This is a genomic window from uncultured Methylibium sp. (assembly GCF_902826655.1).
In the GTDB taxonomy this organism is placed as follows: domain Bacteria; phylum Pseudomonadota; class Gammaproteobacteria; order Burkholderiales; family Burkholderiaceae_C; genus Methylibium.
The window spans coordinates 1-11,723 of the sequence record NZ_CADEFR010000084.1 but is presented as its reverse complement, the minus strand read 5'-3'; the positions used below and the strand labels follow the sequence as shown (position 1 = coordinate 11,723).

Below are 11,723 nucleotides of genomic sequence, written 5' to 3'. Positions count from 1 at the left end.
ACCAGCGCCTGCGTCTCGCCGCGCGTGAACAGCGCCGAGCCGTGGGTGCGCGGCAGCACGCTGGAGCGGATCTCGATCGGGCGCACGGTGCGGGTGTCGCGGCCATCGATGCGCGGCTCGCCGGCCAGGATCTGGCTGCGGACGATCTTGGCCTCGATGTCGAACAGCAGGTTCTCGACCTTGACCTTGTCGACCGCGGCACCGCCTTCGGCCAGCGCGGCCAGCACTTCGGCATAGGCGGCGCGGGTGGCTTGCGTGCGGTCCTGCTTCGAGCGGATCTGGTAGGCGGCACGCAGATTGGCCTCGCCCAGCTCGTTGACCTTCGCGATGAAGGCCTCGTCCTTGGCCGGGGCGCTCCACTGCCACTCGGGCTTGCCGGCCTCGCGCACCAGTTCGTTGATCACGCGGATCGCGACATTGCCCTGCTCGTGGCCGAACACCACGCCGCCCAGCATGATGTCTTCCGGCAGCTGGTCGGCTTCCGACTCGACCATCAGCACGGCCGCTTCGGTGCCGGCGACGATCAGGTCGAGCTTGCTCTCGGCCAGTTGCGACGGGCCCGGGTTCAGCACGTACTCGCCGTTGATGTAGCCGACGCGCGCGGCGCCGATCGGGCCGTTGAACGGGATGCCGCTGATCGCCAGCGCCGCCGAGCTACCGATCAGCGCGGCGATGTCGGCCGAGGCTTCCGGGTTCAGCGACAGCACGTGCACGACGACCTGCACCTCGTTGTAGAAGCCTTCGGGAAACAGCGGGCGCAGCGGGCGGTCGATCAGGCGGCTGGTCAGCGTCTCGAGCTCGCTCGGGCGGCCTTCGCGCTTGAAGAAGCTGCCGGGGATCTTGCCGGCGGCGTAGGTCTTCTCGATGTAGTCGACGGTGAGCGGAAAGAAGTCCTGGCCCGGCTTCGGGTTCTTGGCCGCGACCACGGTGGCCAGCACCACGGTGCCGTCCATGTCGACGACGACCGCGCCGCCCGACTGGCGGGCGACTTCACCGGTCTCGAGCGTGACCTTGTGCTGGCCCCACTGGAAGGTCTTGCTGATCTTGTTGAACATGCTCATGCGTGTCTCCTGGTTCGTTCTCGTCTCGAGAACCCGGCGCGAAAGGTGGCGCCTGTCACCTGGAGCATCGGCACTGGAGCGGGATGCCATTCCATCGAGGCTGCGGCCTCAACCACGATGGAATGACACATCGGCGCTCGGTCGTGCTTGGCTCCAAAACGCGAAGAGCCTGCGCTGGAGGGTCCAGTCAGGCTCTTCGTCATCTGTTCGGCTTACTTGCGCAGACCCAGCTTCTGGATCAGCGCGGTGTAGCGGTCGGCATCCTTGGCCTTCAGATAGTCGAGCAGCTTGCGGCGGCGGCTCACCATCTTCAGCAGACCGCGGCGGCCATGGTGGTCCTTGGCGTGGGTCTTGAAATGCGGGGTCAGGTCGTTGATGCGGGCGGTGAGGATCGCCACTTGCACTTCGGGCGAGCCGGTGTCGGCTGCGCTGCGGGAATTCGCCTTGACGATGTCGGCGATGTTGAGGTCGGCCACGGCCATTTGCTTGTTTCCTGGTTGCAGTGGAACCGTTGCAGTCGCAGGAAGGACGTGCCGCGGTTCCGGTTTCCACTTGCGGTCACGGGTGAAACCGACCCATGCCGTGCTTGTTGTCGCCTCGGCGGACCCGAAACGACAGCCAGCATTATAGCCGCAGGGCGCTGCGCAGGCGCTCCACCCCCTGCCCCAGCCGGGCGGGATCGCTCGAAGCGAAGCACCAGCGCAGCCAGCCCTCGGCCTCGGCGCCGAAAGCGGCCCCCGGCGCCAGGCCGAGCCCATGGTCGGTGACCAGGCGCTTGGCATAAGCGAGGGAGTCGGTCTGCCCGGCCACGCGGAAGAAGGCATACATCCCGCCCCGCGGCACGGCCACCTCCACCCCAGGCAGGGCCTGCAAGGCCGGCAGCAGCGTATCGCGGCAGCGTCGCAGGTGGTCGACGAGCCCCGGCACGAAGCCATCTGCTCCCGCCAGCGCAGCCAGCCCGGCGCGTTGCACGAACACCGGCGCGCACGAGGTGTTGAACTCGATCAACTTGCCGACTGCCTCCAGCAGGCTCTCCGGAACGACCAGCCAACCGAGGCGCCAGCCGGTCATCAGGAAGCTCTTCGAGAAGCTGTGCGCGACCACGACCCGGTCCTCCGGCTCGCAGACGTCCAGGAAGGACGGCGCCGAGCCTCCATCCGCGTCGAAGTACAGCCGCTCGTAGACCTCGTCGGCGACGATCCAGGTGCCGGTCCTGCGGCAATGGGCCAGGATCGCGACCTGCTCGTCTCGGGTCAGCGTCCAGCCGGTCGGGTTGTTGGGGGCGTTGACGACCAGCACCCGCGTGCGCGCCGTGACCGCGTCCATCAGCTCGTCGAGATCGAGCCGCCAGGCCCCGCCCTGCGGGCGCAACGCGACGCGCCTGACCTCGGCCCCCAGGATGGCCGGCTGCGCCGTCAGGTTGGGCCAGACCGGCACCACCACCGCCACCTCGTCGCCCGCACCGGCCAGGGCCTGCATCGCCACCATCAGCGCGCTGACGCCCGACGAGGTGATGGCAATGCGGCCGGCCGTGACCGGCGGATGCAGGCGGCCGACGTAGCCGGCCACCGCCTCGCGCAGCTCCGGCAGGCCCAGGTTGTGGGCGTAGAAGGTCTCGCCCCGCGCCAGCGAAGCCACGGCCGCGTCGCGGATGAAGCCCGGCGTGGCCTCGTCGCCTTCGCCGAACCAGAACGCCAGCACGCCCTCGCGGCCGATGCCGGCGTTGGCCACTTCGCGGATCTTGGAGGCAGGCAGTTGCCGGATCAGGTCACGCATCGAAGGCTCCGTCGGTGCGGAAGGTCTTGAAAAGAAAAAAGCCGCTCTCAACTCGGCGGCATGGGCAGTCATCGCTGCCTCCCACGGATTCTAGGAGTTCGCCATGTTCGTCATGCCCCTTGCCCGCACCGCCCGCCATCACGCCTACAACGGCCACGCCCGCGATCTGAGCCGCGCGTTCGACCGGCTGTTCGAGGACACCGCCCTGCGCGCCTTCACCGACACCGATGCCACCCGACTGCCCGCGGTGGACCTGCGGGAGACCGAGCAGAGCTACAGCGTGCAGGTCGACCTGCCGGGCATCGCCAAGGAAGACGTCAAGGTCACGATCGATGGCAAGCGCGTCGCCGTCGAGGCTGCCGCGCGCGCCGAGAGCCCGGCCGCCGATGGCGAGCGGGTGCTGGTGCGCGAGCGCAGTGCAACGGCCTTCGCCCGCAGCTTCACGCTGCCGGTCGAGATCGATGAGGCGGCCTCGCAGGCCAGGCTCGAGAACGGCGTGCTGAACCTGACGCTGGTCAAGAAGCAGAAGCCCGCGACGCAGCTGTCCGTCGGCTGATGACGGCACGCCGCTCGCCGGGCACATCGAGCGACCCTCCGCGAGGGTAGCGGCTCGCTTGGGGCGGCCCGGCGCTGCGGCGCTGTCCGCCGCTCAGGCCGCCTGGTCGATCTCGGCCAGCGGCCAGCGCGGCTGCACGTCGAAGGCGCCGTCGCTGCGCGCGGCGGCGCGGCCCGCCTGCAGCCGCATCGCCGCGGCGAGCGCGATCATCGCGCCGTTGTCGGTGCACAAGGCCAGTTCGGGATAGTGCACGCGCACGGCTCGCTTGCGGCAAGCCGCATCGAGCTGCTGGCGCAGCAGGCGGTTCGCACCGACACCCCCGGCCACCACCAGCCGGTCGAGCCCGCTGCGCTCGACCGCCGCAAGCGACTTCTTCACCAGCACCTCGACGATCGCGGCCTGTGTCGCTGCCGCGAGGTCGGCCCGGGCCTGATCGCAAGGGCTGCTGCCGAACTTGAGTGCCTGGGTTCGGACCGCGGTCTTGAGGCCGGCGAACGAGAAGTCGAGATCCCCGCTGTGCAGCAGCGGACGCGGCAGCGCAAAGGCCCGCGCATCGCCGAACTCGGCCAGCCGCGACAGCGCCGGCCCGCCCGGGTAGCCCAGCCCCAGCAGCTTGGCCGACTTGTCGAAGGCTTCGCCGGCCGCGTCGTCGATGGTCTCGCCGAGCAATTCGTAGTCGCCGACGCCGCCGACGCGCATCAGCTGCGTGTGCCCGCCCGAGACCAGCAGCGCCACGAAGGGAAAGCTCGGCGGGTCGGCCGACAGGAAGGGCGACAGCAGGTGGCCCTCGAGATGATGGACGCCCAGCGCCGGCTTGCCGAGTGCCGCAGCCAGCGCGCACGCGACCGCACTGCCGACCAGCAAGGCGCCAGCCAGTCCCGGCCCGCGCGTGTAGGCCACGACATCGACCTCGTCGAGTTCGCGCCCGGCCTCGGCCAGCACCTGGCGCGTCAGCGGCAGCACCCGGCGGATGTGGTCGCGCGAGGCCAGTTCCGGCACCACGCCGCCGTAGTCGGCGTGCATCGCGACCTGGCTGTGCAGCGCGTGCGACAGCAGGCGCGGCACGGCGTCGCCTGCGGCATCGACGAGCGCGACGCCGGTCTCGTCGCACGAGGACTCGAAACCCAGGATCAGCATGGCGGCAGTGTAGTGAGCGGGCCTGCGGAGTCGCGGTCGCGACACGCCGACCGGCATTTTCAATTGGTCACAAGGCCGCTGTGGCGAAACGCACGAATTGCCGCCGGACCCGACTTCCGATTGTCATGGCGGGTCGGTACGCTGCGATCACAGTGGGCTCAACCCGCGTTCGGAGTCGTCCGGGATCATGAAACAGTACAAGCTGGCCGCTTGGCCCGATCTGCCTGCGGCCTTCCATCGCACCGCCTACCGGCGCATGCTGCACCAGATGTCGCAACGCTTCGTCTCGGTCCGGCAGCTCATGCGCGCCAGCGGCCTGACGCGCAACGCCGTCGTGCAGTTCCTCGACACGCTGACCGAGCGCTCGCTGCTCGTCGAACGCGAACACGCCAACCGGGACTCGCTGTTCGACAGCCTGATGCCGCTGGCCTGGCTGCGCCGCACCTTTGCCGCCGAGGGACGCCCCTGAGGCATTGACCCGCCGTCGCGACGAAGCCCGCCTCGAGCGGGCTTTTTTCCGTCCGGCTGGCGCGCTCCTTGCACCGTGCGCGACATGGTCGCGTCACAGGCTCTCCGCATCGTCATCGTTGCACCGGAATCGCTCACGCCGACGGCGGACGATACGGACGCGGTCGTCGAAGCGGCCCGGTCGCGCAGCCTGCGGATCGGCCTGCTGGCCAACGGCTACAACATCGTCGCGGTGCTGCCGATCGATGCCTTCCTGCCGGACCGGATCTCGCAGATCCAGCCCGACATGATCATCGTCGACGCGCAGAGCGAGGCGCGCGACACGCTGGAGCACGTGGTCATGTCCACGCGCGACGAGCGCCGCCCGATCGTGCTGTTCACCGACGACGCCGACACCAGCCATGTCGGCGCCGCGATCGCCGCCGGCGTCACCGCCTACGTGGTGGCCGGCCTGGCGCCCGAGCGCATCAAACCGGTGCTCGACGTCGCGATGGCACGCTTCCGGCACGAAGAAAGCCTGCGCGCTGAACTGGCCGATGCGCGCACCCAGCTCAGCGACCGCAAGCTGATCGACCGCGCCAAGGGGCTGCTGATGACGCGCCAGGGGCTCAGCGAGGACGAGGCCTACGCCCGCCTGCGCAAGACCGCGATGGACCGCGGGCTGCGGATCGCCGACGTCGCGCAGCGCCTGATCGACATCGCCGACATGCTGGCCTGAGGGCCCTGGCACGCCGATTGCTGCACCGCGGCAGGGATCAACGGCGATCCCCTCGACGGTGCAGCCATGAGGCCGCGCCCCCGGACGATGGCGTCTCCACCCGCGCTCGCTGCGCGTGGGTGCAGACGCCTTTTTTTTGCCTGCTGAACGGAGATCCGATGCCATGTCGAACGAAGCCCTGCTCGCCGCCCGCCTGGGGCGCCGCACTGTCATGAAGGCCGCCGCTGCGGCCGCAGCGGCCGGTGCCGTGCCGGGCCTGCAATCCGCCGTCTGGGCGGCCGGCTCGGACAAGCCCGAGAAGGAAGAGGTGCGGATCGGCTTCATCCCGCTGACCGACTGCGCCTCGGTCGTGATGGCTTCCGTGCTGGGCATCGACAAGAAGTACGGCGTCAAGATCATCCCGACCAAGGAGGCGTCGTGGGCCGGCGTGCGCGACAAGCTGGTCAACGGCGAGCTCGACATGGCCCACGTCCTGTACGGCCTTGTCTACGGGGTGCACCTAGGCATCGCCGGCCCGAAGAAGGACATGGCGGTGCTGATGACCCTGAACAACAACGGGCAGGCCATCACGCTGTCGAAGAAGCTGGCGGACAAGGGCGCGGTCGACGGTGCTTCGCTGGCCAAGGTGATGGCCGCGGACAAGCGCGACTACACCTTCGCACAGACCTTCCCGACCGGCACCCATGCGATGTGGATCTACTACTGGCTGGCGGCCTACGGCATCAACCCGTTCAAGGACGCCAAGGCCATCACGGTGCCGCCGCCGCAGATGGTGGCCAACATGCGCGTCGGCAACATGGATGGCTTCTGCGTCGGCGAGCCCTGGGGCCATCGCGCGATCATGGACGGCATCGGGATCACGGCAGTCACGACCCAGGACATCTGGAAGGACCACCCAGAGAAGACGCTGGGGACGACCGCGGAGTTCGTCAAGAAGTACCCGAACACGACCCGTGCCGTGATGATGGCCATCATCGAGGCCGGTCGATGGATCGACGCCAGCCTTTCCAACAAGCTGAAGATGGCCGAGACGGTGGCCGAGAAGTCCTACGTCAACACCTCGGTGGACGCGATCAACCAGCGCATCCTGGGGCGCTACCAGAACGGCCTGGGCAAGACCTGGGACGACCCGCACCACATGAAGTTCTTCAACGACGGCGCGGTCAACTTCCCCTACCTGTCGGACGGCATGTGGTTCCTGACCCAGCACAAGCGCTGGGGCCTGATCAAGGACCACCCCGACTACCTCGGCGTCGCGAAGCAGATCAACCAGGTCGATCTCTACAAGGAGGTCGCCTCGGCGATGAAGGTCTCGGTGCCCAAGGACGTGATGCGCAGCAGCAAGCTCATCGACGGCGTGATCTGGGACGGCAAGAACCCGCAGGCCTACGCCGACGGCTTCAAGGTCAAGGTCTGAGCAGGAGGTCACCATGGTCAGTGCCGTGTTCCACAACCCCGGCGCCGCGACGCCGCCGGCCGCCGAGCCGACTCGCGCCGGCGCCAAGCCGCCGGTCGTCCCGGCGGTCGCCAGCGCGATGCCAAAGCGGCAGCCCCGCGAACCCTTCGACTGGTCCGGACTCGCCTGGCGCGTCCTGCCACCGATCGTCGGCACCTCGCTGCTCGTCGCGGTCTGGGGCCTGCTGACGATGAAGGGCGGCAGCTTCCCGACGCCCTGGGCCGTGTGGCAGGCCGCGGTCGCGCTGTTCAGCGATCCGTTCTACAGCAACGGCCCCAACGACCAGGGCATCGGCTGGAACATCCTGTTCTCGCTGGAGCGGGTGGCGCTGGGCTTCGGCCTCGCGGCGCTGGTCGGTATCCCGGCCGGCTTCCTGATCGGGCGCTTCGCGGTGATGCACCACATGGCGGCGCCGCTGATCAGCCTGCTGCGGCCGGTCTCGCCGCTGGCCTGGCTGCCGATCGGGCTGCTGGTCTTCAAGTCGGCCAACCCGGCGGCGATCTGGACCATCTTCATCTGCTCGATCTGGCCCATGGTCGTCAACACCGCCGTCGGCGTGCAGCGCGTGCCGCAGGACTACCTGAACGTCGCGCGCGTGCTCAACCTCAGCGAGTGGAAGATCATCACGCGCATCCTCTTCCCTGCCGTGCTGCCCTACATGCTGACCGGCGTGCGCCTGTCGGTGGGGACGGCCTGGCTGGTGATCGTCGCGGCCGAGATGCTGACCGGCGGCGTCGGCATCGGCTTCTGGGTGTGGGACGAATGGAACAACCTCAACGTGGCGCACATCCTGATCGCGATCTTCGTGATCGGCATCGTCGGCCTGCTGCTCGAGCAGACGCTGATGCTGGTGGCGCGTCGCTTCTCCTACGACGACTGACGGGGGCCACGGCATGGCAAGCTTCATCGAAGTCCAGAACGCCGAGATGGTGTTCACCACGCGCAAGGGCCGCTTCCACGCGCTGCGCGAGATCAACCTGCAGGTCCAGCGCGGCGAGTTCGTCACGCTGATCGGCCACTCGGGCTGCGGCAAGTCGACCTTGCTGAACCTGATCGCCGGCCTGCTGCTGCCCACCTCGGGCGCGCTGATCTGCGACGGCCGCGAGATCGCGGCGCCGGGGCCGGAGCGCGCGGTCGTGTTCCAGAACCACTCGCTGCTGCCCTGGCTGACCTGCTTCGAGAACGTGCACCTGGGCGTCGAGCGCGTGTTCGGCGCCAGGGAGGGCAAGGCGCAACTGAGGGAGCGGACCGAGGCGGCGCTGGGTCTGGTCGGCATGACGCACGCGCTGACCAAGCGGCCGCACGAGATCTCCGGCGGCATGAAGCAGCGCGTCGGCATCGCCCGCGCCCTGGCGATGGAGCCCAAGGTGCTGTTGATGGACGAGCCCTTCGGCGCGCTCGACGCACTGACCCGCGCCCGGCTGCAGGACGAACTGCTGAAGATCGTCGCGCGCACGAAGAGCACCGTCGTGATGGTCACGCACGACGTCGACGAGGCGGTGCTGCTGTCCGACCGCATCGTGATGATGACCAACGGCCCGGCCGCAACCATCGGCGAGATCCTCGAGGTCGACCTGGCGCGACCGCGCGACCGCATCGAACTGGCCGAGGACACGGCTTACGTCCACTACCGCAAGCAGGTGCTCGATTTCCTCTACACGCGGCACGGCCACGTGGAGCGCGAGGCCGCCTGAGCGCGGCCCCTGGCACGCCGGTTGCGTACAGATTCCGCGACGGCGCCGGTGGCGGCGCAGTCGCTGTCTCCTCAGCAGGGCATCCGCCCTTTGTCCCCCGCCTGGCCTTCCGGCCGGGCGGTTTTCTTTGAGGATCGCCCTGCGACGGTGCGTCGGCGCACCGGACCGCTCAGCGGCGACGGCCGGCCCACAGCCACAGCGCCGCACCGGCGGCGATCATCGGCAGGCACAGCCACTGGCCCATGCTCATCCCCAGCGCCAGCAGACCCAGGAACCCGTCGGGCTCGCGGAAGTACTCGGCGATGAAACGGAACACGCCGTAGCCGACCAGGAAGGCGGCCGAGACCTGCCCCAGCGCGCGCGGCTTGCGTGCGTACAGCCACAGCAGCACGAACAGCAGCAGGCCCTCGAGCCCGAACTGGTACAGCGGCGACGGATGGCGCGGCAGGTCCGTGCCGGACTGCGGGAAGACCATCGCCCAGGGCAGCGAGGGATCGGCGGCGCGGCCCCAGAGCTCGCCGTTGATGAAGTTGCCGATGCGCCCGCTGGCCAGGCCGGTGGGGACGCAGGGCGCGATCAGGTCGGTGACCTCCAGCCACCGGCGCCCGCGCATCCGCGCAAACACGGCCATCGCGACCAGCACGCCCAGCAGGCCCCCGTGGAAGGCCATGCCGCCCTTCCAGACCTCGAAGACCTCGAGCGGGTGCGACGCGTAGTAGCCCGGCTTGTAGAACAGGACGTAGCCGATCCGGCCGCCGATGATCACGCCCAGCACGCCGTAGAACAGCAGGTCCTCGACGTCGCGTCGCGTCCAGCCGGACTCGCGGAAAGGGCTGTGCTGCACCCGCAGCGAGGCCAGCCACAGGAAGAGCCCGAACGCGACGAGGTAGGTCAGGCCGTACCAGTGGATCGCGATCGGGCCGAGCTGGATCGCGACGGGGTCGAACTGCGGATGGGTCAGCATGGGAACGGCGCGGTGACACGGGCGGCGGGGGAGCGGAACGATAGCGCAGCGGGCGACGCGGCCGTCGCGGCGCCGCTGCGTGAGAATGCGGCCTCGCCCCTGCCCCCTTCCGTTCCCAGGACCCCGCCATGAGTTCCAACCGCCGCTCCAAGAACATCACCGAAGGCGTCGCCCGCGCCCCCAACCGCTCGATGTACTACGCGATGGGCTACCAGGAGGCCGACTTCAAGAAGCCGATGATCGGCGTCGCGAACGGGCACTCCACGATCACACCGTGCAATTCGGGCCTGCAGCGCCTGGCTGATGCGGCGGTCGACGGCCTCAAGGCCGCCGGCGCCAACCCGCAGATCTTCGGCACGCCGACCATCAGCGACGGCATGGCGATGGGCACCGAGGGCATGAAGTACAGCCTGGTGTCGCGCGAGGTCATCGCCGACTGCGTCGAGACCTGCGTCGGCGGCCAGTGGATGGACGGCGTGCTGGTCATCGGCGGCTGCGACAAGAACATGCCCGGCGGCATGATGGGCATGCTGCGCGCCAACGTGCCGGCGATCTACGTCTACGGCGGCACCATCCTGCCCGGCCACTACAAGGGCCAGGACCTGAACATCGTCAGCGTCTTCGAGGCCGTCGGCCAGTTCACCGCCGGCAACATGAGCGAAGAGGACTTCTGCCAGATCGAGCGCCGCGCCATCCCGGGCAGCGGCTCCTGCGGCGGCATGTACACCGCCAACACCATGAGTTCGGCCTTCGAGGCGCTCGGCATGAGCCTGCCTTTCGCCAGCACGATGGCCAACGTCGAGGATCCGATCGTCGCGCACACGCGCGAAGCGGCGCGGGTGCTCGTCGAGGCGGTCAAGGCCGACCTGAAGCCGCGCGACATCGTCACGCGCAAGAGCATCGAGAACGCCGTCGCGGTGATCATGGCCACGGGCGGCTCGACCAATGCGGTGCTGCACTTCCTGGCGATCGCGCACGCGGCCGAGGTCGAGTGGACGATCGACGACTTCGAGCGCGTGCGCCAGAAGGTGCCGGTGCTGTGCGACCTGAAGCCCAGCGGCCGCTACCTCGCCGTGGACCTGCATCGCGCCGGCGGCATCCCGCAGGTGATGAAGACCCTGCTGAAGGCCGGCCTGCTGCACGGCGACTGCCTGACGATCACCGGCAAGACCGTGGCCGAGAACCTGGCGGACGTGCCCGATGCGCCGCGTGCCGACCAGGACGTGATCCGGCCGATCGACCGGCCGATGTATGACCACGGGCACCTCGCCATCCTGAAGGGCAACCTTTCGCCCCAGGGCGCCGTCGCCAAAATCACGGGCCTGAAGAACCCGGCGATCACCGGCCCCGCGCGCGTCTTCGACGACGAGCAGTCGGCGCTGGCCGCGATCATGGCCAAGAAGATCAAGGCCGGCGACGTGATGGTGCTGCGCTACCTGGGCCCGATGGGCGGCCCCGGCATGCCGGAGATGCTGGCCCCGACCGGGGCGCTGATCGGCCAGGGCCTCGGCGAAAGCGTCGGCCTGGTGACCGACGGCCGGTTCTCGGGTGGCACCTGGGGCATGGTGGTCGGCCATGTCGCACCCGAGGCGGCCGCCGGCGGCAACATCGCGCTGGTCCAGGAGGGTGACTCCATCACCATCGACGCACGCAGCCTGAAGTTGCAGCTCAACGTGGGCGACGACGAACTGGCGAAGCGTCGCGCGGCCTGGAAGGCCCCGGCGCCGCGCTACACGCGCGGGGTGCTGGCCAAGTTCGCCAAGAACGCCTCGAGCGCCAGCAGCGGCGCCGTGCTCGATCGCTTCGAGCCCTAGGTCCGGCGCTACCGGCCCGGCCTGCGCTAGCTGTGACGTTCCGATAGGTTGTTCATCCGTTCCTGATTTGGGAAGCTGG

11 protein-coding genes and 1 pseudogene are annotated in these 11,723 nt (G+C 69.0%); 7 read left to right on the top strand and 5 right to left on the bottom strand.

Annotated elements, in window-relative coordinates; genetic code table 11:
• The 3 genes and pseudogenes from QZV97_RS19145 to QZV97_RS19135 all read right to left on the bottom strand — a co-directional run.
• A pseudogene (locus tag QZV97_RS19145) lies at window positions 1-1,061 on the bottom strand (polyribonucleotide nucleotidyltransferase); the annotation flags it as partial.
• Between the two features lie 212 nt (window positions 1,062-1,273).
• On the bottom strand, window positions 1,274-1,543 hold the full coding sequence (gene rpsO / locus QZV97_RS19140; protein WP_295646486.1) for a 30S ribosomal protein S15: 270 nt from the start codon (window positions 1,541-1,543) through the stop codon (window positions 1,274-1,276).
• A 142-nt stretch (window positions 1,544-1,685) separates the two neighbouring features.
• On the bottom strand, window positions 1,686-2,909 hold the full coding sequence (locus tag QZV97_RS19135; RefSeq protein ID WP_295646483.1) for a pyridoxal phosphate-dependent aminotransferase: 1,224 nt from the start codon (window positions 2,907-2,909) through the stop codon (window positions 1,686-1,688).
• 31 nt (window positions 2,910-2,940) lie between these two features.
• Between QZV97_RS19135 and QZV97_RS19130 the strand changes: the two genes are divergently transcribed.
• Window positions 2,941-3,393 carry an Hsp20/alpha crystallin family protein gene (locus QZV97_RS19130; protein ID WP_295646480.1) on the top strand — a complete coding sequence of 151 codons (453 nt, stop codon included), beginning with the start codon at window positions 2,941-2,943 and terminating at the stop codon, window positions 3,391-3,393.
• A 93-nt stretch (window positions 3,394-3,486) separates the two neighbouring features.
• Here QZV97_RS19130 and tsaD read toward each other — a convergent pair whose 3' ends face one another.
• On the bottom strand, window positions 3,487-4,530 hold the full coding sequence (gene tsaD, locus QZV97_RS19125; RefSeq protein ID WP_295646478.1) for a tRNA (adenosine(37)-N6)-threonylcarbamoyltransferase complex transferase subunit TsaD: 1,044 nt from the start codon (window positions 4,528-4,530) through the stop codon (window positions 3,487-3,489).
• A gap of 187 nt (window positions 4,531-4,717) precedes the next feature.
• Here tsaD and QZV97_RS19120 point away from each other — a divergent pair, with 187 nt between their 5' ends.
• The 5 genes from QZV97_RS19120 (at window position 4,718) to QZV97_RS19100 (ending at window position 8,866) form a co-directional block, all read left to right on the top strand.
• Window positions 4,718-4,999 (top strand): hypothetical protein, encoded by a 282-nt coding sequence (locus QZV97_RS19120; protein WP_295646475.1) that lies wholly within the window; start codon window positions 4,718-4,720, stop codon window positions 4,997-4,999.
• A gap of 84 nt (window positions 5,000-5,083) precedes the next feature.
• Window positions 5,084-5,716, top strand: coding sequence for an ANTAR domain-containing protein (locus QZV97_RS19115; protein ID WP_295646472.1), 633 nt, complete (start codon window positions 5,084-5,086; stop codon window positions 5,714-5,716).
• A 163-nt stretch (window positions 5,717-5,879) separates the two neighbouring features.
• Window positions 5,880-7,133 carry a CmpA/NrtA family ABC transporter substrate-binding protein gene (locus QZV97_RS19110; protein ID WP_295646469.1) on the top strand — a complete coding sequence of 418 codons (1,254 nt, stop codon included), beginning with the start codon at window positions 5,880-5,882 and terminating at the stop codon, window positions 7,131-7,133.
• Window positions 7,134-7,146: 13 nt separating this feature from the next.
• Window positions 7,147-8,052, top strand: a complete 906-nt coding sequence (ntrB, locus tag QZV97_RS19105; protein WP_295646466.1) for a nitrate ABC transporter permease — start codon at window positions 7,147-7,149, stop codon at window positions 8,050-8,052.
• Between the two features lie 13 nt (window positions 8,053-8,065).
• The gene (locus tag QZV97_RS19100; protein WP_295646463.1) at window positions 8,066-8,866 is read left to right on the top strand and encodes an ABC transporter ATP-binding protein; all 801 of its coding nucleotides are present in this window, start codon (window positions 8,066-8,068) and stop codon (window positions 8,864-8,866) included.
• Window positions 8,867-9,035: 169 nt separating this feature from the next.
• Here QZV97_RS19100 and lgt read toward each other — a convergent pair whose 3' ends face one another.
• Window positions 9,036-9,830 (bottom strand): prolipoprotein diacylglyceryl transferase, encoded by a 795-nt coding sequence (gene lgt, locus QZV97_RS19095; protein ID WP_295646458.1) that lies wholly within the window; start codon window positions 9,828-9,830, stop codon window positions 9,036-9,038.
• A gap of 128 nt (window positions 9,831-9,958) precedes the next feature.
• Here lgt and ilvD point away from each other — a divergent pair, with 128 nt between their 5' ends.
• On the top strand, window positions 9,959-11,644 hold the full coding sequence (ilvD, locus tag QZV97_RS19090) for a dihydroxy-acid dehydratase (RefSeq protein WP_295646454.1): 1,686 nt from the start codon (window positions 9,959-9,961) through the stop codon (window positions 11,642-11,644).
• The last annotated feature ends 79 nt before the right edge of the window (window positions 11,645-11,723 follow it).

Excerpts from the sequence above, each read along its gene's own strand:
- QZV97_RS19100 (WP_295646463.1), top strand. The coding sequence starts at position 8,066 with ATGGCAAGCTTCATCGAAGTCCAGAACGCCGAGATGGTGTTCACCACG.
- QZV97_RS19110 (WP_295646469.1), top strand. The coding sequence starts at position 5,880 with ATGTCGAACGAAGCCCTGCTCGCCGCCCGCCTGGGGCGCCGCACTGTC.
- tsaD (WP_295646478.1), bottom strand. The coding sequence starts at position 4,530 with ATGCTGATCCTGGGTTTCGAGTCCTCGTGCGACGAGACCGGCGTCGCG.
- QZV97_RS19120 (WP_295646475.1), top strand. The coding sequence starts at position 4,718 with ATGAAACAGTACAAGCTGGCCGCTTGGCCCGATCTGCCTGCGGCCTTC.
- ntrB (WP_295646466.1), top strand. The coding sequence starts at position 7,147 with ATGGTCAGTGCCGTGTTCCACAACCCCGGCGCCGCGACGCCGCCGGCC.
- QZV97_RS19130 (WP_295646480.1), top strand. The coding sequence starts at position 2,941 with ATGTTCGTCATGCCCCTTGCCCGCACCGCCCGCCATCACGCCTACAAC.
- lgt (WP_295646458.1), bottom strand. The coding sequence starts at position 9,830 with ATGCTGACCCATCCGCAGTTCGACCCCGTCGCGATCCAGCTCGGCCCG.
- QZV97_RS19135 (WP_295646483.1), bottom strand. The coding sequence starts at position 2,909 with ATGACTGCCCATGCCGCCGAGTTGAGAGCGGCTTTTTTCTTTTCAAGA.
- ilvD (WP_295646454.1), top strand. The coding sequence starts at position 9,959 with ATGAGTTCCAACCGCCGCTCCAAGAACATCACCGAAGGCGTCGCCCGC.
- QZV97_RS19115 (WP_295646472.1), top strand. The coding sequence starts at position 5,084 with ATGGTCGCGTCACAGGCTCTCCGCATCGTCATCGTTGCACCGGAATCG.
- rpsO (WP_295646486.1), bottom strand. The coding sequence starts at position 1,543 with ATGGCCGTGGCCGACCTCAACATCGCCGACATCGTCAAGGCGAATTCC.